This window comes from Paenibacillus athensensis (assembly GCF_004514475.2).
Taxonomy (GTDB): domain Bacteria; phylum Bacillota; class Bacilli; order Paenibacillales; family NBRC-103111; genus Paenibacillus_AL; species Paenibacillus_AL athensensis.
Window position 1 is genome coordinate 734,856 of the sequence record NZ_MYFO02000001.1, and the last position, 20,102, is coordinate 754,957.

Sequence of the window (20,102 nt, forward strand, 5' to 3'; positions counted from 1 at the left end):
CGCAAGCCGTTCACAGCAGCAGCCGGATTTCCTCGGCGCAAGCCGGGTCGTCATGACGCGCATTGCCTACACGGGCTGACACCGGGTAGGCTTTCATCTCCGCTGCCGGGTAAGGCCGCAGCAGCCCACTTAGCTCGCCGGGAGCGCTCACGCTGCGATCGAGCCACAGCGCTTCGTCTTCAGGCCGCAAAATGACAGGCATCCGGTCGTGAATGTCTGCGACCAACTCGTTGGGAGTCGTTGTAATTACGGTACAAGTCGACACCTTCGTACCGTCGGGAGACACCCATGTGTCATATAAGCCGGCCATACCGAACAGCTCGCCGCTTTTGAGCATAAGACGCATCGGTTGCTTGCTTCGTCCCGTCGCCTTCCACTCATAGAAGGAATCCGCTGGAAGCACGCAGCGTTTTCGCCGAAAGGGCCCGCGGAACGCAGGCTTGTCGGCAATCGTTTCGGCCCGGGCGTTCAACGTCCGGTAAGCTATTTTTTCGTCCTCCGCCCACTCGGGGATCAACCCCCAGCGCAGCTCTCCGAGCCGATACCGGCTTCCGTCGTGGAGCACCGCGGGTACGAGTTGTCCCGGCGCTACATTATAACGGGGCGCAAAAAAACGGATGCCCGTCACATCGATATGATAACGCAGCATCAATTCCTCCAGCGGCACACCAATTGTGTAACGTCCGCACATGTCGCATCCCTCCTTTTTCTATTATACCAAAAAAATAATCGCGCCGCCCCTTGAAACCGAATGCGCGTTCGTGTATCCTGAAAACAGGAACAAGAGTTCGCTTTTTTTCAAAAAAATCACTATAATTCATGCAAACCACCGCACGGAGGATGTCCGAGCTATGAGCCCATCGAATCGTAATCGCGTCATCCTGCTGGCTGACTGCGAATCGTTTTACGCCAGCGTGGAGAAAGCCGCAAATCCCGCTTATGCGAAGCGTCCGCTGGTCGTCGCCAGCGAGCCGTCCAAAGCAAGCGGTTTGATTCTCGCCGCCTGTCCGATCGCCAAAACCTTTGGCATTTCGACCACCGAGCGGCTGGGAGCTGCACTGGCCAAATGCCCGGAGCTCGTCATCGTTCCGCCGCGCATGCAAACTTATATCAATATTTCCTTGCTGATTACCGGCATTTTCGAGCAATTCACCGAGCTCGTCGAACCGTATAGCATCGATGAGCAATTCCTTGACCTGAGCGGCTCGCTTTCGTTGTGGGGTGGTTCGCCAGAGGCGATTGCCAGCCATATTCAGCAGCGCGTGCTACTTCAGACCGGCGTCTGGACGCGCATCGGCATCGGACCCACGAAGGTGCTGGCGAAGATGGCGTGCGATTTGTTTGCCAAGAAACGGGCCGACGGCTTGTATACGCTTCGTCCCGACCTCATCCCTGATACGCTGTGGCCGCAGCCTGTACGCGGCATGTTCGGCGTCGGCCCGCGAATGGCCGGCCATTTGACGGCAATGGGGCTGCAGACGATCGGTGACGTGGCCGGCATGCCGCTGCCGCGGCTGAAGGACAAGCTGCGCGCCAGGCTTGGACGCAGCAGCAACGTCCAAGCCGAAGTGCTGTGGCGTACCGCGAACGGCTTGGACGACAGCCCGGTGACGCCACGCGTCCGCACCTCACAGCACGCGATCGGACACCACATTACACTGCCGCGCGAATATGCCAAGCGCCGCGATATCGAGACAATTTTGCTGGAGCTGTGCGAGGAGGTATGCCGCCGCTGCCGGGCGCGCCGTTTTATCGGGAATGTCGTTTCCGTAGGCGCGCAAAGCGAAGCGGAAGGAAAATCTTCCAGCTTTTACCGTCAGGTGAAGCTGCTGGACGGCACCAGCTCTGCCGGCGAGGTATTTCAAGCGGCGATCCGGCTTTTCGACAAAATCTGGGATGGAAGTCCGATCCGCGGAGCAGCCGTTGCGCTGTCCGGACTGAGCGAAGACCGCGGTTACCAGCTGACGATGTTTGATGACCGGCCACGCCTGCGGGAGCTGGAGCGAGTAACTGATGATTTGAAGACCAAATATGGCAGCGGCGTTATCGCTCGCGCCTCTACCCTGCTGGAGAGCAGTCAATTCCACACGCGTTTGGACAAAATCGGAGGTCATGACAAATGAGCAAAAAGCTGCAGGGCAACGGACTGTGGGAATCAAGCAAGATGATGCTTCATGAACATAAGGCCGCGTTGCTGGAACGGCAGCTGCCCGACCACGAGCACGGCATACGGGCTCATCTGCCCACGCAAGAGGATTTGCGTCTGGTGCGCAGCTGCGTGCTGCTGCCGATGATGATCGGCATTGTGGAATCGAACGGACGTGGCATGGAGTCGTCCAGTTATCCGCTCAAGACTTTATATATCAACGCGACGCAAATTTTGCTGAACCGTCTGTATGACGAGCTCGCACAAGTCAAACGCACGCTCAAAGAGCGGCACATTCACATCCGCGAGGAAGAACATCTGGACGGGGCTATTCATTATCGCCTTGTGTGCCGAGGCTACGAAGACCGTTTGACGCTGCTCCGGGATATCGCCCGGGCCGAGATCGGCGCGCGGATCGGCCAGCATATACATGCTATTTTTCAGGAACAGAACGGCAAAAAGACGCCGCAAGACGGTACAAGACCGTAAGCAGCGCCTTCTCTTTTACGATATCTTCATTCGCATCCTAGTCCCGCGTGATCGTTACCATGCGATATTCGCCATTCCACTCCACGCTTGCCCCAAGCGCTTCGGCAATGAAGCGCAGCGGCACGAACGTCGTGCCGTTTTTGATGACTGCCGGACTGTCCAGCATCACTTCCTCGCCGTTGACTAGCGCCGTGCGGCTGCCTATAGTCAGCTCCACGTCTGTATCCGTCCACTCGTCATGAATGGAAACGACGCGCGTCGCTTCATTCCACTCAGCTTTGCCGCCCATACGCTCGGCGATATCGCGAGCCGCAACCATCGACACTTCATCCTCATTCACATAAGGATGCGAAGCATCGTATTCGGACGAATAACTGTCGTCATCTTCGATGAACAAATAAATTTCCTTTTTCGCAACGTGCAGATCATCCTTCAAAAGCTTGTACAAATCCGATTGCTTGTCAAAGTTGTTGAGCAGCTCGTAGCCGTTTAGCGAAGCTACGCTATCGATATCGAGCGTTCCGTTCGACGTATTAATCGAATCGGCCTTCACCGCTTGACCGATATTCCAGATATCCATCGAGCCGCTCATTTTGATCGCAGACAAACCTTCGGCTCCGTCAAGCGGAATTTGCAGATCGAACGTTTCTTTACGAATAAGCTTGCTGCTGTCAATGAACAAATCAAGCTTGAGATAAGCCTGCTCGCTCAGCAGTGCGTCATAGCCCTTGGCTGCAAGACCGTCGGCCAGTGCTGTGTCAAGCTGGTCGACCGCTTTTTGCAGGAAGTGGGAAAGCGTCGTGTACAGAAATTCCACCACCAGCGTTTTGTTGTCCATATACGCCTGTATCAGCTGCATGCCTTCAGCAAGCGACGGATTGGCCGTGTATACCGACAGATCCTCCTGCAACTCTTTATTGTTGTTATCCATGAATTCTTTAAAAACCGGCATCAAGGCATCATACATTTGACCGATAAACGCTTTGAGACCTTCCTTATCGGCCAGCAGGCTGGTCAGAAAGCCCTTCAGCAAATCTGTCAGCTCCGTGCCGTTTACTTCTGCATGCAGTTTGTCCAGCGCCAGCGTCTCGCCGTGTATCTGTTCGCTCACTTGCGTCACACTCACCGTAGCCGGATTTGGCGCGTGATCAGTAAACAGCTTGTACGTAGCGGGAACCAGCTCCGCATATTTGCTGCGCAGCGTCTCTTCCAGATGAGCGCTCAGCATTTGGGCTGCAGTATTGGCAGCGTCATCGGGTGTGCGATTCGTTTTCACGACAATCGGCTTTTTGGAGCCTTTCACATCGATGATGTAATCGTCACCGTCCAATACGAGCCGGAACGGAATTTTTCCTTTGCTGTACACCAGATCGGCATCCATTGACATATGATCGAAATCTTCGGTTTTAGCCGAATGGACGTCTATCGTAATCTGTTTGAACAATTCGGCCAGCGGGTTACCGGCTCCCCACTCGCTATCTTCGGCGGGAACAAATTCGATCTGCATTGTACCCTGAGTCTCATTGGACTGGTGAGCGGACGCATTGACCAGCACTTGTCCGATATCCAGCCCTTGCACGGCCTGGCAGCCCGTCAACAGCACAGCCAGCAGCAGGGCGCAAGCGCACGCCCACGTATGGAACTTTCTTTTCTGCATGCTTCAATCTTCTCCTCTTTCAACCAATTTTAGTAGAATGCTATAAAAGCATAACATAGCGAACGCCTTTTGTGTTAAAAAATGACTGTGTCTAATCTTCCATATTTATCCACAAACTACGAACGTGACGGTTCGCCCTGTAAAAACATCCGGGCTACTTCCTGCCAATCGTTCACGCGGGTGTACGCGGTTTCCAGCATATTGTGCGGCGCGCTGAACAATATGCCTTTTCCGCTAAAGCCCGGAAAATGACGCGCGTTATCGTCGATCAAAAAATCAGCGTGCACAATACTTTTGTCTCCGCAAAACACCAGATGTGAATCGGGAATAAACGGAAAATGCTCCTTCAGCCAAGCATACTTGGCCGGAAAAGAAGTCGGATACTCCATTGCCGCAGTTGTAATAAAAATCTCGTAGCGCTCCATCAGTGCCTGCACCACCTCCTGGCTGCCCGGCATTACTGCCAGATCGCGAAAAAAATCGGCGGCATAAATCCACTCCGTCAACAGCGGAACCTGCTCGGCAGGGACGAATTTGCGCAGCTTGACGCCATGCAAATCGCGCTTGGTCAACGATTGTCCAAAATGCTGATTATACATCTGCAAATGCTTCGAGACCATATCGGCAATCACTTCATCCATATCGATCGCAATGCGTTGCTTCATTGATGTCACTCCTTGCTCCTCCAATAATTATGAAACTCAAATTCTATCATTATAACATAGCGTTCGAGTGGACGTTAGTCCATAAACTACCATTGCCAGCGCCCGCGAACCTGTGGTATGCTTGTTAAAATTTACCCAAAACCGGAGGTCACGCCCCCATGGCTTTTTATTATTCGGAACCGTCCCGAACGTTTAGCGAATTTCTGCTGCTGCCCAATTTGACTTCCAAGACGTGTACGCCCGACCGCGTCAGTCTTAAAACCCCGCTTTGCAAATTTTCCCGCGGTGAGGAGCCGGCCCTGTCGCTGAATATTCCGTTCTCTTCGGCTGTCATGCAATCCGTCTCCGACGACAACATGGCTGTAGCGCTCGCTCGCGCCGGCGGCATTTCCTTTATTTTCGGTTCGCAGCCGATCGAAAGCCAAGCGGACATGGTGCGCAAAGCCAAAGGCTACAAAGCCGGCTTTGTCGTCAGCCGTTCCAATTTGACGCCCGAGCATACGTTAAAGGATGTCCTGGAGCTCAAAGAGCGGACCGGCCACTCGACGGCCGCAGTGACGCACGACGGCACGCCCAAAGGCCGTTTGCTCGGCATCGTGACCAGCCGCGATTACCGGGTCAGCCGCGACGCAGCGGACAAGCCGGTCGGCGAGTTCATGACGCCATTTGCTTCGCTCATTTATGGCCAATCGGGCATTTCCTTGTCCGAAGCCAATGATCTGATCTGGGAGCATAAACTCAATTGCTTGCCGATTGTCGACGATAACGGTCATTTGGATTACCTCGTCTTCCGCAAGGATTATGACGCACACAAAAACAACCCGACCGAGCTGCTCGACGCCAACAAAAGCTACATCGTCGGCGCCGGAATCAACACGAAGGATTACAAGGAACGCGTAGCTGCGCTGGTAGAAGCGGGCGTAGACGCGCTGGTGATCGACTCCTCTGACGGCTACACGGAATGGCAGCGTGAAACGATTGAATATGTAAAAGCCCATTTCGACGTTAAGATCGGTGCAGGCAACGTCGTTGATCGCGAAGGCTTCCGCTATTTGGTCGATGCGGGCGCCGACTTCGTCAAAGTCGGCATCGGCGGCGGCTCCATTTGCATCACGCGTGAGCAAAAGGGAATCGGCCGCGGCCAGGCGTCGGCGGTCATCGAAGTGGCGGAAGCGCGGCAGCAATACTTCGAAGAAACCGGCATCTATGTGCCGATTTGCTCCGATGGCGGCATTGTGCATGACTACCACATTACGCTGGCGCTGGCAATGGGCGCTGATTTTGTGATGATGGGGCGCTACTTTGCCCGCTTTGACGAAAGCCCGACGCGTAAGCTGAAAGTAGGCAACAACTTTGTTAAAGAATTCTGGGGCGAAGGCTCGAACCGGGCCCGCAACTGGCAGCGCTACGACACCGGCGGCAAGCAAGGTCTCGTGTTCGAGGAAGGTGTGGACTCTTACGTGCCTTACGCCGGAGGCCTGCAGGAAAATCTCGACAAAACCATCAGCAAAATCAAATCGACCATGTGCAACTGCGGTTCCCTGACCGTCGAGCAGCTGCAGCGTACGGCGCGCATCACGCTGGTCTCGGCAACCAGCATCGTCGAAGGCGGCGCGCACGATGTCATTTTGAAGGAAAACAGCTTGTCCGGCGAATAAACCGGCAAGCTTTCAAGCAAAAAGGCTGTTCCACAGCACCGGCGTCCTGCCGGTCGTGGAACAGCCTTTTTATTGCGCCCAGCGGTGAAGCAGACCGACCTGTCGCGAATCTCTAAGAATGGCAAGCGCGGTATCTTCCGCGTTTCAAGCTCTCCAGCCCCTGTGGAAGAACCTGCAAGCAGATTCGCCTTCGTTCGTCTCCCGCCGCACCCTGATAAGGCCCGGATGCGCCGAAAGCCCCCCCCATCTGCCGCCCGTCAGTCCAACACCTCGCTATCAAACACATGCTCCTTCTGCAAAAACACACGCAGCGGCATGTACGCGGCCCCGGTCCAAAACGCCGAATCCGCCACCAGCTCGGCCGCGTCGTCGCGCGCCTGCTCCATCGTCTCGAAATCGCTCATCAGATCGGCGATCCGGAATTCCGGCAGCCCGCTTTGCTTTGTGCCGAAAAAATCGCCCGGACCGCGCAGCTCCAGATCGCGCCGGGCGATCTCGAAGCCGTCCGCCGTATCCGTCATCGCCTTCATCCGTTCCTTGCCGACTTCCGTTTTCGGATCGGCAATGAGCACGCAATACGATTGATGCTCCCCGCGTCCGACGCGTCCGCGCAGCTGGTGCAGCTGCGACAGCCCGAAACGGTCGGCGTCGTAGACGACCATCAGTGTCGCATTGGGTACATCAACGCCGACTTCAATAACCGTGGTCGACACGAGCGCCGCCAACTCGCCGTCTTTGAACTCGCGCATCACAGCATCCTTTTCCTGCGTGCTCATCCGCCCGTGAAGCAAGCCGACGCGCAGCTGCGGGAAATGCTGCTGCAACTGAATATGGACATCGATGGCGTTTTGCACATCCAGCTTGTCCGATTCCTCGATCAGCGGACAAATGATGTACGATTGCCGGCCGGCAGCGGCTTCTTTTTCGATAAATCCGAGTACCCGCTCCAGCATCGAATGCTTGACCCAGAACGTCTGGATCGTCTTGCGCCCCTTGGGCAGCTCCCGCAAGGTCGATACGTCCATATCGCCAAACGCGGTGATGGCCAACGTCCGCGGAATCGGCGTCGCCGTCATCGTCAGCACATCGGGATTCATTCCCTTGCGCCGCAGCACGCTGCGCTGGTTGACGCCAAAGCGATGCTGCTCGTCAGTCACGACCAGACCAAGCTGACGAAAGACGACATCATCTTGAATCAGCGCATGCGTACCGACAATCACATCGGTCAAACCCATCTGCAACGAAGCCAGCAGCTCGCGGCGTTGTCTGTCGGTGGAGCTGCCCGTCAACAAGGCCACCTGCAGCCCATACGGCGCATAAAGCTGCTCCAGAGAGCGCTTGTGCTGCTCGGCCAAAATTTCCGTCGGCACCATCAGCGCGCCCTGACAGCCCGCTTTGACCGTCGCATACAGCGCAGCCGCCGCTACCACCGTCTTACCGGCGCCAACATCGCCTTGCAGCAGCCGATTCATGCAGTAAGGCTGCTGCATGTCATGCAATATCTCGCCGATCACCCGCTTTTGCGATTCAGTAAGCTGAAAAGGCAGCGCCCGCACGAACGCACGAACCGCCGGCAAATCGACTGCCTGCGCCAGTCCGTCAGCCCGACTGCGCGTCACCGCGCGGTACGCCTGCAGCTTGAGCTGGAACAAAAACAGCTCCTCATACACCATGCGCCGCCGCGCCTGCTTGCCTTCCTCTACGCCGGCCGGTTGATGAATGACCGCCAGCGCTTTGCCGCGCGGCATCAAGTCGTAACGGCGAACGAGCGCTTCGGGCAGCACCTCGCCAATCATCGCGCCATATTGCTGCAAGGCTTGCTGCATCGTCTTGCGCATCCATTTCTGCGTGATGGAACCGGCAACCGAATACACCGGCTGCACCGTCCCTTGCTTCGATTCCGCCTGACCGGGAAATTCCGAGTCGGAGACCGTCATCTGCATGCGCTTGCCGTCCCATTTGCCCGTCAGCATAATCTCCTGCTGGACGCGCAGCTTCTCTTTCAGGAAATGGCGGTTGAACCAAACCGCCGTCACGAGGAACGTATCGACCATAACCTTGCACGACAGCCGAGACTTGCCGCCATACCGCTGCAGCACAGGCTCGCCGATAATCGTGCCTTGAATCGTAATCCGGTCGCCGTCCTTTACCCCTGTCAGATCACGCACCGTATAATCCTCATAGCGAAACGGCACATATTCCAACAAATCCATAACGGAAAAAATGCCCATGGAGTTCAGCTCAGCCGCCTTTTGAGCGCCGACTCCATGGACCTCGCGTACTTGTATCCGGCTTACATCCATCTGCTCAATCCGTGCTGACGAATGCAGCGATCGTCCCCGGACCGGCATGCGCGCCGATGACCGGCCCCAGCGCAATGTAAGCGGCGGCGCGCACCTGAAAGCGCTCGGTCAGGGCATCACGCAGCTGATCGGCGCCCTCCAGGTTGTTGGCATGGGCAATATACAGGCGGATCGGCCTTCCGGCAATATCCTGTTCCAGCAGCTCAACGATCCGGGCCATCGCCTTTTTGTGTCCGCGCACCTTATCCACTGCAGCGACCTCGCCCTCGGGATCGATCGAGAGAATCGGTTTAATGTTCAGCAGCGAGCCTAGCAGCGCAGAGGCTTTGCCGATTCTTCCGCCTTTTTGCAAAAATTCGAGCGTATCGACCAGAAAATAAATATAAAAGTTCTCACGCATCCGCTCGATTAATTGCACAATTTGCTCTACGCTTTGTCCCTCTCGCGCCGCTTCCGCAGCAGCCACGACGAGCGCGCCGATTCCGTAAGACGCCGAACGGGAGTCCACGACGTGCACCTTGGCGGATTCGAGCATCGATGCAGCCAAAACCGCCGACTGGTACGTGCCGCTCAGCACCGAAGCCAGGTGAATGGAAATGACCTCCACGTCGGACTCGGCCGTCAAGCGCTCATAAACAGCCAAAAATTCAGCCGGAGACGGCTGCGATGTTTTCGGAAACACGCCTGACGATTGCAGCTTTTCGTAAAAATGCTCCGACGTGAGCGTGACTGTATCCAAAAAGGTTTCGCTGCCGAAATGTATGTTGAGCGGCACCATTTCAATGCCCAGCTCCTCGCGAACCTCAGCCGGAATATCCGCTGTGCTGTCGGTTACGATGCGTACTTTGCCCAATCCGCTTCCACTCCTCATCTAAATGGCGACCGCTTCGCCTCGTCCTTATTCAACGGAAAAAATATACGGATAGAGCGGCTGTCCGCCCGGATGCAGCTCGATATCCATGCCCGGATACATCTCGCCGATGAACGCGCACAGCTCCTCAGTCTCATCGGGTTTTGCGTCCACGCCGGTCAGGATCGTAACCAACTCGTCGCCTTCCTCGACCATTTCCTGCAGCAGCTTCTTGCTGGCATCCATCAGTCCCGGCAGCGAGCAAACAATCGTTCCGTCTTCGATGCCAATACAATGTCCCATTTTGATTTCAATGCCGTCCATGCTCGTATCGCGCACAGCAAACGTCACCTGGCCGGACTTGATTCGCTTGATCGCTGCATTCATTGCGCTTTCGTTCACAGCTGCATCCGCTTTGTCCTGGAACGCCACGATAGCGGCCAGACCCTGCGGAATCGATTTGGTCGGAATGACGATCAGCTGCTTGTTCTCGATCAATCCAGCCGCTTGCTGCGCGGCCAAAATAATGTTCGAGTTGTTGGGAAGCACGAAAATCGTCTCGGCGTCGATGCGTGCAACCGCCTTCACGATATCCTCGGTGCTCGGATTCATGGTCTGGCCGCCGGACAACACCACGTCAACGCCAACGCTTGTCATAATGTCCGTGATGCCTTCGCCGATTGCCACAGCTACCATGCCGTACCGCTTGGCCGCAGGACGCGGAGCAGGCTTTGCAGACGCTGCGGCTGCCTGGGGGCGCGCAGGCATGGCGGCGCCGTGCTCCTCAAGTATGTGCGAATGCTGATCACGCATATTTTCAATTTTGATCCGGCTCAAATCGCCGAATTTCATCGCCTCGTTCATCACTTCGCCCGGATATTCGGCGTGGATATGCACCTTTACCAGACCTTCGTCGGCAACGACGAGCAGCGAATCGCCAAGCTCGCCGAGTCTGGCCCGGAAAGCGCTCTCCTCGAACGTCTGCCCCTTCGTCTTGCCGGGTACCACGGTCAGCATAAATTCGGTGCAGTAGCCGAATTCGATGTCCTCCGTCGCCAGCTGCGCCTGCGCCGGCCGCGACGCCGCATGAGCGGCTTTGGCCAGCTCCAGCGTCTCAGGTGCCGCTGCCATTGCAGCAGACGGTACGGCCAGCTCGAACGGCGCGTCAAGAATGCCGTCGTCCTCTGCCGTTTCCGCCCCGTACGCATACGCTCCGCCGCGGCGCAGTGCAGCCACAAAGCCCTCGTACACGTGCACAAGACCTTGTCCGCCTGCGTCTACGACGCCGACCTGCTTCAGCACCGGCAGCTGGTCTGGCGTACGCAGCAACGCTTCCTTCGCCTTGCCGAGCACCTCCTGCATCAGTTCCAGCACATCGGCTGTCCGTTTGACTTGGAGCGCGTGCTTGGCCGCTTCCTTGGATACGGTAAGAATCGTGCCTTCAACGGGCTTGACAACCGCTTTGTACGCCGTCTCGACGCCTGTCTGCAGTGCCTGGGCAAACTGCTGGGCGTTCGCTTCTTCCAAATCGTGAACGTGCTTGGCAAAGCCGCGGAACAGCTGTGAAAGGATCACGCCGGAATTGCCCCGCGCGCCCATCAGCAATCCCTTCGACAACGCATCGGCAGCTTTTCCCAGATGAGCGGACGGCTTCTTCTTCAATTCCTCCACGCCGGAAGCAAACGTCAGATTCATATTGGTGCCGGTATCTCCGTCCGGTACGGGAAACACATTCAGCCCGTTAACCTTGTCCGCTTGGTCGCGCAGATTATCCGCACCAGCAAAGACCATAGCTGCGAAGTCAGTTCCATTCACTGAAATAAAGCGCTTACTCAAAGCGTATTCTCCTCCCTGGTGTCAGGCCTCTACTTGGCTACGCGAACGCCCTGCACATATATATTGACTTGATCAACATGAACGCCGATCACTTCGTTCATTACGTATTTGATTTTCGTTTGCACGTTGCCCGCGACTACGGAAATCTTCGTTCCATAGCTGACAATAATGTACATGTCAATCTCCAGCCGGTCCTTGTCCCGGCGCACTTCGACACCGCGCGTCAAATTGTCGCGGCCGAGCAGCTCGGCAATGCCGTCCTTGAGCTGCTTGCGCGAAGCCATGCCGACAAGCCCGTAGCAATCGAGGGCCGCCGATCCCGCCAGCGTAGCAATCACTTCCTGGGTGACGAACACCTTGCCGTATTCGGTTTTCAGTTCGATAGGCATATCAACAGCTCCTTATGTAAGGGTCTTTGGACTAATCTTCATTGTACTATAACGGCAACAATAAATAAACGGTAAAAAAGCGGCGAATTCGTTGACTAGCGACGGAAGCCTATGCTATTATATCTAAGTGTGTTTTTATCGGCTGATTTTGCGTCGATGCAAGCAATGGTAATTTTGAGGAAAGCTGTCATGTCAAGCTTTAGGCTTGCCACCCAGGCTGCTTTGTATACTGCCGAAGGAGGTGTCAAACATGTCCCGTAAATGCTTTATCACTGGCAAAAGCCCAGGCACTGGCAACCACGTGTCTCACGCCAACAACAAAAACAAACGCACTTGGGGCGTTAACGTTCAAAAGGTTCGCATCCTCGTTGATGGAAAACCGAAACGTGTCTACGTAAGTGCACGCGCGCTGAAATCCGGCAAAGTCACTCGCGTATAGTTGAATCGCGCATAGACAAAAAGCACCTTACGGTGCTTTTTTTGCATGCTGCGCTATTAATTTTTACTAAACGTATTGAGCATGGCCTTTACGACACCACCCAGAAACTTCGGTAGCTTGATTGTGTAAAACTTCATCCTCTACCCCTCCTTCACTGATTGCGCCATGCAACCCTCGCCTCGTTACCACAGTATATGCCCGGACCGTCAAAACGTTCACTAAAACATCAAAGCCGGCGCCGGAGGCTGCTCTTGCACAAAAAAAGGCTACAAGAGCGCTTGACTCTTGTAACCATATGTATGCACATCCCATTCAGATATGCTCAGATATGAGGATAAAACGCGACTGCCATCCGAAAAACGAAATAAAAAAGGATCGAGAGTAAAATAAACCAAACCCGCAAGCTCGTCTGATCAAAGCGGCGAAAGAAGCGGATACCGGCATAAACGGCTCCGATCGAGAACAGGAACTTGGAAAAATCGTGCAAGCTCGCATACAGCGTGAGCAAAATACCGACCAGCACGCTGTAGACGAACAACCATAAAAGCCTCATGATCGCCGCTTCCTTTCACCCGCGAATTCGCCGGATCGCTTCTGCGCGGTCCTGCTGGCCGAATACGGCAGTTCCAGCTACCAGCACGTCCGCTCCGGCCGCTTCAACCTGACGGGCCGTTGTTTCGTTGATGCCGCCGTCTACTTCAATATGCAGACCGCTTAAACCGCGTTCGTCGGCCATGTCGCGCAGCGCGCGAATTTTGCCGAGCATGCCGGGAATAAACGCCTGACCGCCAAAACCGGGATTGATCGTCATGATCAGTACGAGATCAAGCGCTTCGTCCAGAACGTGCTCGATCATCGCCAGCGGCGTTGCCGGGTTCAGCACGACTCCGGCGCGCACGCCGCCTGATTTAATCAAGTGCAGCGTCCGGTGAAGGTGCGTACACGCTTCGACATGAACGGAAATCAGGTCCGCGCCCGCTTTCACAAAGTCGGGAATATACCGCTCCGGCTGCTCGATCATCAAATGCACGTCGATCGGCAGCTTCGTCAATGGACGAATCGCAGCCAGCACCGGCGCGCCGATCGTAATGTTCGGCACGAAATGCCCGTCCATCACGTCAAAATGAATCCAGTCCGCGCCGCTGCGCTCCACCTCAGCTATTTCCTCGCCAAGCCTGGCGAAATTTGCAGACAAAATCGAAGGAGCTACATAGACCATCGATCAATACCTCCTCTTTTTATCCTTCATTTCCGCGAGAAACGTAATGTAATGCTCATATCGCGACCGGGCGATTCCGCCCTGCTCCACCTCTTCGCGTACTTTGCAGCCCGGCTCGTGCAGATGCAGACAGCCGCGGAAGCGACAGGTCTCGGCTGGTTGGGCGAATTCGCGGAAGCAAGCGCCGAGATTCTCCACCTCCAGCTCGACAAAGTCCAGCTGGCTGAAGCCCGGCGTATCGGCCACATAGCCGCCGCCGTCCAACGGCAGCAGCTCGACATGGCGCGTCGTATGCTTGCCGCGGCCCAGCCTCTGGCTGATCGCGTTCGTTTCCAGCTCCAACCCGCTGATCATCGCGTTGAGCAGCGACGATTTGCCGACGCCCGATTGTCCAGCAAACACACTGATTGTCCCGCCCAAATGCTCAAGGACTGCCGGAATGCCTTCCTGCACCCGCGAGCTCGTCGTCACGACCCTATAGCCGATACCCGCATAAAGCGCGCAAATGCGTTCCAGCTCGGACGCGGCCATCGCGCCGCTTCCGCCGCCGGCTTCGCCGTCCGCGACCAACAGATCGCTTTTGGTAAAAATCAGCAGCGCGTCCAGCCCCGATTTCTCGATATGGACGAGAAACTTGTCCAATAGCTGCAGATTGAGCGTTGGTTCGGCAACGGCAAAAACGAGCGCCGCCAGCCTCACATTGGCGATCGGCGGCCGGATCAGCTCGGAGAAGCGCGGCTTGATTTCCGTGACCGTGCCTTCTCCGTTTTCCGTCAGCTCGAATTGCACATCGTCGCCGACCAGCGGCGTGATGCCTTTCTTTTTAAACACCCCGCGGGCCCGGCATTGAACAAGCCCGCCGTCCTGCAGTCGCTGCCCTTCGGGCAGCACGTAATAATATCCGCTAAGCGCTTTAACGATGCTACCTTGAGGCATTAATTTGCGCCTCCGCCTGTCGTTTTACCCGGTCCGCCGCCGGGACCTGCCGGAGCGTTGCCGCCTGCGGGAATGGCCCCATCCGACTTGCCGCCCGGCTTAGGCGTCGGGCTCGCAGACGATTCATTCTCTACGGCCGTCTTGCCGTTCTTTTGATCCAGATAATCCTGATACGTCCGCGTAATCGAATTGACGAGCTGATCGCCTTCCTTGACGAGAATGACGGCTTTTTTGTCCGGCGCGACAATCACCTTGACGTCGACGGTTTCGTCCTTGCTCACCGTTTCCGACTTGTAATCGAAGTTATCGTATTGCGCGTCGCTGACCACGATTTTGAAATCCGACGCTTTGCCGTCCGCAGACGGATGAAGCGGCACGCTGACGATCAGCTCGCCCGCCTCTTCCGGCAAGCCGTCACTGATAATCAGGCTGACCTCTGCCCCCGGCGAAACCTCGTCATTGTATTCATAAGGGAATTGCTTGATGACCTTGCCTTTCGGCTGCTTGTAGCTCTTCTCACGGGTAATGCCGCTGGCCGGCAGCTTGAGGCTCAGCACGCCGAGCTTGGCTTTGGCTTCCGCTTCGGTCAGACCGACGAGGTCCGGCATTTTGAACGTCTCCCGCCCCTTGCTGACATTGAAGCTGATGCTGGCTGTCTCCAGCTCGAACTCTTCGCCTGCCTCCGGCTTTTGCTGCAAAATCGTATCCGGCGCCTCGTCGGTAAACATTTGCTTGATCGAAATTTGCTCATCCTTCAGACCCAACGCCTGAAGCTTGAGCTTGACGTCCTTGAGCGACATGCCGACGTAATCGTCCATTTTCAGCTTGGCCGGCCCTTTGCTGACATACAACGTCACCTTCGTGCCGACATTCAGCTTCATTGCGGTCGGGTCCTGACGAATGACCGTGTCTTTGTCCAGCTTGCTGTCCTCGGGCACAACCGTTGAATCCAGCTTGACCGCACGCAGCTTTTCCTGCGCCGCATCCAGCGGCATATTGACGACATTCGGCACGTCAACCGTTTCAATAATCAGCTTCTGCTTGACAAAGCCGACAGCATACCACATGCCGCCCAGCACGATCAGCAAAGCGACAATCCACACGGTCGGCTTGATCCAGCCATTTTTCTTAGGCGGCTCGCCGCGCCAGACCGGCTTTTCGTCCTCTTCGAACGATTCGCCGAGCTGATTCGGCCGAATTGCCGGCATGACCAGCGTCCGCTCATCGTCCATGCCGTCGGCGTCCCAGAACGTCACCTTCGCCTCGTTGCGGCGGCCCGGGGTCAGACAGGTATCCAAATCCTCCATCATCTGCTTGGCCGATTGGTAGCGCTCCTCGGGCTTTTTGCGCATCGCCTTCAAAATAATATTTTCCACGCTTTGCGGAATGAGCGGATTGACCTTGCGCGGCTCCTCAACATCCTCCTGCAGATGCTTGAGCGCAACGCTGATCGGGCTTTCGCCGAGAAACGGCAGCCGCGCGGTCAGCATCTGGTACATGACGATGCCCAGCGAATACAAATCGGATTTTTGGCCCGTATTCGTGCCTTTGGCATGCTCTGGCGAAAAATAATGCACCGAACCGACCACCGAGCCGGTTTGTGTAATCGTCGAAGACGTGGCAGCGCGGGCGATGCCGAAATCGGTCACCTTGACCCGGCCGTTTTTGCCGATCAGGATGTTGTGCGGCTTGATGTCGCGGTGAATGATTTCATTATGGTGCGCATGATCGAGCGCGTCGGCGATCTGGCTGGCGTAATGGACAGCCTCTTCCACCTGCAGCGGAGCCCGTTCCTTGATCAAATCGTTAAGCGTCGTGCCCTCCACATATTCCATGACAATGTAATGCACGTCGCCCTCTTGGCCGACATCGTAAATGCTGACGACGTTCGGGTGCGACAGCGAAGCGGCCGCTTGCGCCTCCCTGCGGAAACGCCGGATGAATTCTTCGTCGTGCACGTATTGCTGGCGCAGCACCTTGACCGCCACCTTGCGGTTGAGCAGCACATCGTGCCCTTTATAGACCAAGGCCATGCCGCCGCCGCCGATTCGCTCCAGGATTTCATACCTGCCGCCGAGTTTTCTGCCGATCAAAGCTCATCACCCCTTCCGTTGTCCGCATCCCGTTTGTGCGCAAATAAAATGACCGTGACATTGTCGTCGCCGCCCGCGTCCAGCGCGCTGTCAATCAGCGCCTGCGCCGCCTGCTCCATATCCGGATGGGCGCGAACAATCTCGCCGATCCGCTGCGCATCGACCAGCCCGCTCAAGCCGTCTGTACATAACAGAATCGTATCGCCCTTCTGCCAGGCGTATTCATGCAGATCGACCTCGACGCCCGGCTCGGTGCCTAGCGCCCGCGTCAGCACATTGCGCCGCGGGTGATGCTCCGCTTCCTCTGCGGTAATCTGGCCGTTTTTGACCAGCTCGTTGACGAGCGAATGGTCCTCGGTTAGCTGCAGCACGCCGCCGGCGTTAATTTTGTAAGCACGGCTGTCGCCGATATGGCCAATCATCAGCAGCTCACGGGACGCCAGCGCCACGACGACCGTCGTGCCCATGCCGTAGTAATTTTCGCGTTGCGATGCAAATTCGTAGATGTTTTCGTTCGCCCGTTCGATTGCAGCGCGCACGGCCTCCTTGCAATCGCTGACCGGCATGTTGCCATGAATCGACTGCAGCTCGGCCTGTATGGTTTCTACCGCCATCTGGCTGGCCAAATCGCCGGCTTGATGACCGCCCATGCCGTCCGCGACGATTGCCAGCCCCAAACCGTTTAGCTCCGGCTGCACCGCGGCGCGGTCTTCATTCACCAAGCGCACTTTGCCGATATCGGTACGGCTCACCATCTTCATCCGACTTCACCCCACTTGCTTACTTGCGATCCATATGCTTGGCCCTAAGCTGCCCGCAGGCGGCCGCGATATCGCTGCCCTGCTCGCGGCGAATGGTCGCGTTGATTTTGCCCTTTTCCAAAATGCGCTGAAACGTAAAAATATCGTCGCGCGGCGTCCGCTTGAAATCGCGCTCGGCCACGAAATTGACCGGAATGAGGTTCACGTGGCTCAGCGGCAGCTCGCGCAGCACCGCGGCCAGCTCCTCCGCATGCTCGGGCTGATCGTTGACCTCGCCCATAAGGGCGTATTCGAACGTGATCCGCCGGCCCGTTTTGGCCGTGTAGTATTTGCAGGCTTCGATCAGGTCGGCAAAAGGAAACCGGCGGTTGACCGGCATCAGCTTCGAGCGCAACGCGTCGTTCGGCGCATGAATCGAAATGGCCAGATTAACCTGCAAATTCTCATCGGCGAACTTGTAAATATTCGGCACAATTCCGCTCGTCGACACCGTAATATGACGCTGCCCGATGTTCAACCCCTTAGGATGAATCATCAGCCGCAGGAAATTCATCGTCGCCTCGTAATTCTCGAACGGCTCGCCGATGCCCATAATGACGATGGAGCTGATTCTCTCATTCGCCTGATCCAGCAAACGCTGCGCCCAGACCACCTGGGCGACGATTTCGCCGGCCCGCAGATCGCGCTTCAAACCGCCGAGCGTCGAGGCGCAAAACGTACAGCCGACGCGGCAGCCGACCTGTGTCGTCACGCAAATGCTGTTGCCGTAATTGTGCTTCATGACCACGGTTTCAATCGCGTTTTTATCGGCAAGCTCGAACAGGAACTTCACCGTACCGTCCTGCGATTCGTATTTGGCGATTTCCGTCAGGGTCACAAATTCAAACTGCGCCGTCAGCTTCTCGCGCAGCGCTTTCGGCAGGTTGGACATCTCCTCGAAGCTGGCCACGCGCTTGACGTACAGCCAGTCGAAAATTTGCCCGGCGCGGAAGCCCGCTTCGCCGTTCTCCTTGACCCATTCCTGCCATTGTTCCCAATTTAAATCATAAACAAAAGGTTTCATCGTTTATCCCAACCCGTACGTATGGATGTTTTTGCTAATCTGCCAATCTTGTCTATTTTAGCACAAACGGCGCGCGAACACACTTTCCGCGCAATAGGCGGAGCAGCGACGTTTACGCCCGCTTGCGCAATCTGGCGATAAAAAATCCGTCGGAGCCGAACTGCTGCGGCAAAATGCTGACCATGCCCGAAGCGGCCTGCTCGCCCAGAGCCGCGAACGCAGCGGCAGGCAGCGGCTCCAGCGCAAAATCGTCGTGCGCCTCAAGAAAACGCCGCACCTGCTCTTCGTTTTCGGCGCTTTCCAGCGTGCAGGTGCTGTAGACGAGCACGCCGCCCGGCGCCAGCAAGCTTTGCACGCTGCTGAGCAGCTCGCGCTGCAGCTCGGCGATGCCGGCAATGTCCGCTTCCTGCTTGGCCCATTTCAGGTCCGGCTTGCGGCGGATCACGCCAAAGCCGGAGCATGGAGAGTCGAGCAGGATGCGGTCAAACGAGCCGGGCTCGAAATGTCCGGCCAGCTTGACGGCGTCCAATGTCAGCGTGCGGATCGATTGCAGGCCCAGCCGCTGCGCCTGCTCCTCGATCAGCTGGCGCTTGTGCTCGTGCAGATCGCACGCCCAGATTTCACCGCGATTGGCCATCTTCTCGGCGATATGCGCCGTCTTGCCGCCGGGCGCGGCGCAGCAGTCGAGCACGCGCATGCCCGGCAAAGGCTCCAGCGCCTCGGCGACCAGCATCGAGCTTTCGTCCTGGATCGAATACAGGCCGGCGCGAAAGCGCGGGTCAAGCGCCATATTGCCCGCGCCCATCACGCGCACGCCGCTGGGCGCGAGCGCGGACGGCTCCGCGCGCACGCCGTCGGCGGCCAGCGCGTCAACCAATTGCGCGCGGCTGCCCCGCAAGACGTTCGCGCGCAAGCTGACCGGCGGCGGCTCATTGTTCGCCGCGCAGATCGCTTCGGCCGTGGCTGCGCCAAACTGCCGCACCCAGCGCTGCACGAGCCATTCGGGGTGGGACTCAGCCAGCGCGATGCGCGCCGTGTCCCCGAGCCCCGCCGGCAGCGTAAGCTCGGCTTTGCTGCGCACAACGCTGCGCAGCACGCCGTTGACCATCCCCGAAATACCGGCATGTCCGCGACGCTTGGCGATGTTCACCGCCTCGCTGACGGCCGCATGGTCGGGGATGCGCTGCAAATACACAAGCTGATACACGCTGAGCCGCAGCAGACAGCGGACCCAAGGCTCCAGCTTGTGCAGGCCCTTGGCGACGAAGCGCGTCAAATAATAATCGAGCGTGTTCTGACGCCCGATTGTGCCGTAGACGAGCTCCGTCGCCAGCGCCGCGTCGGCGCGCGGCAAAGCGGCCCGCTGCAGCGTCTGATGCAGCAGCAGGTTGCTGTACGCCGACTGCTCCTCGACGCGAACCAGCACGTCGAGCGCGGCCTCGCGCGCAGAACGCAAAGGAGCGCCGCTGTTCGTGGCGCTTGTGGTCCGTTTTTTTCGTTGTGCGCCCGGCGGCGTGGCCGTCCCGGGCTTCCCGCGTTGCGGGCGATTATCGGATTGTGCTGCCAATGCGAATACCTCGTCTTTATGTAGAATAAGC

19 protein-coding genes are annotated in these 20,102 nt (G+C 56.9%); 4 read left to right on the forward strand and 15 right to left on the reverse strand.

The window, feature by feature from the left end; all coding sequences use genetic code 11:
- Positions 1-10: 10 nt before the first annotated feature.
- A complete protein-coding gene (locus tag B5M42_RS03370) occupies positions 11-691 on the reverse strand; it encodes an SOS response-associated peptidase (protein WP_134754889.1) in 681 nt (226 codons plus the stop codon).
- A 160-nt stretch (positions 692-851) separates the two neighbouring features.
- Between B5M42_RS03370 and B5M42_RS03375 the strand changes: the two genes are divergently transcribed.
- Together B5M42_RS03375 and B5M42_RS03380 are read left to right on the forward strand one after the other, a co-directional pair.
- Positions 852-2,123, forward strand: coding sequence for a DNA polymerase IV (locus B5M42_RS03375; protein ID WP_134754887.1), 1,272 nt, complete (start codon positions 852-854; stop codon positions 2,121-2,123).
- Positions 2,120-2,635, forward strand: coding sequence for a hypothetical protein (locus B5M42_RS03380; RefSeq protein WP_134754885.1), 516 nt, complete (start codon positions 2,120-2,122; stop codon positions 2,633-2,635). The genes B5M42_RS03375 and B5M42_RS03380 overlap by 4 nt, the downstream gene beginning before the upstream one ends.
- A 37-nt stretch (positions 2,636-2,672) precedes the next feature.
- Here B5M42_RS03380 and B5M42_RS03385 read toward each other — a convergent pair whose 3' ends face one another.
- Together B5M42_RS03385 and B5M42_RS03390 are read right to left on the reverse strand one after the other, a co-directional pair.
- Entirely contained in the window at positions 2,673-4,292 is a 1,620-nt protein-coding gene (locus B5M42_RS03385; RefSeq protein ID WP_134754883.1) for a copper amine oxidase N-terminal domain-containing protein, read from the reverse strand.
- Between the two features lie 116 nt (positions 4,293-4,408).
- The gene (locus tag B5M42_RS03390; RefSeq protein ID WP_209280750.1) at positions 4,409-4,957 is read right to left on the reverse strand and encodes a 5' nucleotidase, NT5C type; all 549 of its coding nucleotides are present in this window, start codon (positions 4,955-4,957) and stop codon (positions 4,409-4,411) included.
- 158 nt (positions 4,958-5,115) lie between these two features.
- Here B5M42_RS03390 and B5M42_RS03395 point away from each other — a divergent pair, with 158 nt between their 5' ends.
- Positions 5,116-6,615 carry an IMP dehydrogenase gene (locus B5M42_RS03395; RefSeq protein WP_134754881.1) on the forward strand — a complete coding sequence of 500 codons (1,500 nt, stop codon included), beginning with the start codon at positions 5,116-5,118 and terminating at the stop codon, positions 6,613-6,615.
- Positions 6,616-6,872: 257 nt separating this feature from the next.
- On the opposite strand, the gene recG is transcribed toward B5M42_RS03395, so the two are convergent.
- The 4 genes from recG to B5M42_RS03415 are packed head-to-tail and all read right to left on the reverse strand — an operon-like array spanning position 6,873 to position 11,993.
- Positions 6,873-8,918 carry an ATP-dependent DNA helicase RecG gene (gene recG / locus B5M42_RS03400; protein WP_134754879.1) on the reverse strand — a complete coding sequence of 682 codons (2,046 nt, stop codon included), beginning with the start codon at positions 8,916-8,918 and terminating at the stop codon, positions 6,873-6,875.
- 4 nt (positions 8,919-8,922) lie between these two features.
- The gene (locus B5M42_RS03405) at positions 8,923-9,771 is read right to left on the reverse strand and encodes a DegV family protein (protein ID WP_134754877.1); all 849 of its coding nucleotides are present in this window, start codon (positions 9,769-9,771) and stop codon (positions 8,923-8,925) included.
- Between the two features lie 45 nt (positions 9,772-9,816).
- A complete protein-coding gene (locus B5M42_RS03410) occupies positions 9,817-11,604 on the reverse strand; it encodes a DAK2 domain-containing protein (RefSeq protein ID WP_134754875.1) in 1,788 nt (595 codons plus the stop codon).
- A gap of 29 nt (positions 11,605-11,633) precedes the next feature.
- A complete protein-coding gene (locus B5M42_RS03415) occupies positions 11,634-11,993 on the reverse strand; it encodes an Asp23/Gls24 family envelope stress response protein (protein ID WP_134754873.1) in 360 nt (119 codons plus the stop codon).
- Positions 11,994-12,243: 250 nt separating this feature from the next.
- On the opposite strand from B5M42_RS03415, the gene rpmB reads away from it, so the two are divergent.
- Entirely contained in the window at positions 12,244-12,432 is a 189-nt protein-coding gene (gene rpmB / locus B5M42_RS03420) for a 50S ribosomal protein L28 (RefSeq protein ID WP_134754871.1), read from the forward strand.
- Between the two features lie 56 nt (positions 12,433-12,488).
- On the opposite strand, the gene spoVM is transcribed toward rpmB, so the two are convergent.
- The 8 genes from spoVM to rsmB all read right to left on the reverse strand — a co-directional run bounded on the left by spoVM (position 12,489) and on the right by rsmB (position 20,071).
- Entirely contained in the window at positions 12,489-12,569 is an 81-nt protein-coding gene (gene spoVM, locus B5M42_RS03425; protein WP_134754968.1) for a stage V sporulation protein SpoVM, read from the reverse strand.
- Positions 12,570-12,754: 185 nt separating this feature from the next.
- A complete protein-coding gene (locus tag B5M42_RS03430; RefSeq protein ID WP_134754869.1) occupies positions 12,755-12,985 on the reverse strand; it encodes a hypothetical protein in 231 nt (76 codons plus the stop codon).
- A gap of 15 nt (positions 12,986-13,000) precedes the next feature.
- A complete protein-coding gene (gene rpe, locus B5M42_RS03435; RefSeq protein WP_134754867.1) occupies positions 13,001-13,651 on the reverse strand; it encodes a ribulose-phosphate 3-epimerase in 651 nt (216 codons plus the stop codon).
- Positions 13,652-13,654: 3 nt separating this feature from the next.
- Positions 13,655-14,587, reverse strand: coding sequence for a ribosome small subunit-dependent GTPase A (rsgA, locus tag B5M42_RS03440; protein ID WP_134754865.1), 933 nt, complete (start codon positions 14,585-14,587; stop codon positions 13,655-13,657).
- Positions 14,587-16,680, reverse strand: a complete 2,094-nt coding sequence (gene pknB / locus B5M42_RS03445) for a Stk1 family PASTA domain-containing Ser/Thr kinase (RefSeq protein ID WP_134754863.1) — start codon at positions 16,678-16,680, stop codon at positions 14,587-14,589. The genes rsgA and pknB overlap by 1 nt, the downstream gene beginning before the upstream one ends.
- Positions 16,677-17,441, reverse strand: a complete 765-nt coding sequence (locus tag B5M42_RS03450) for a Stp1/IreP family PP2C-type Ser/Thr phosphatase (RefSeq protein WP_134754861.1) — start codon at positions 17,439-17,441, stop codon at positions 16,677-16,679. Before B5M42_RS03450 ends, pknB begins: the two co-directional genes overlap by 4 nt.
- Positions 17,442-17,460: 19 nt before the next feature.
- Complete coding sequence (gene rlmN, locus B5M42_RS03455) at positions 17,461-18,504, reverse strand: 23S rRNA (adenine(2503)-C(2))-methyltransferase RlmN (RefSeq protein ID WP_134754859.1); 1,044 nt, start codon at positions 18,502-18,504, stop codon at positions 17,461-17,463.
- Between the two features lie 112 nt (positions 18,505-18,616).
- The gene (gene rsmB / locus B5M42_RS03460) at positions 18,617-20,071 is read right to left on the reverse strand and encodes a 16S rRNA (cytosine(967)-C(5))-methyltransferase RsmB (RefSeq protein ID WP_407946104.1); all 1,455 of its coding nucleotides are present in this window, start codon (positions 20,069-20,071) and stop codon (positions 18,617-18,619) included.
- Positions 20,072-20,102 lie beyond the last annotated feature (31 nt).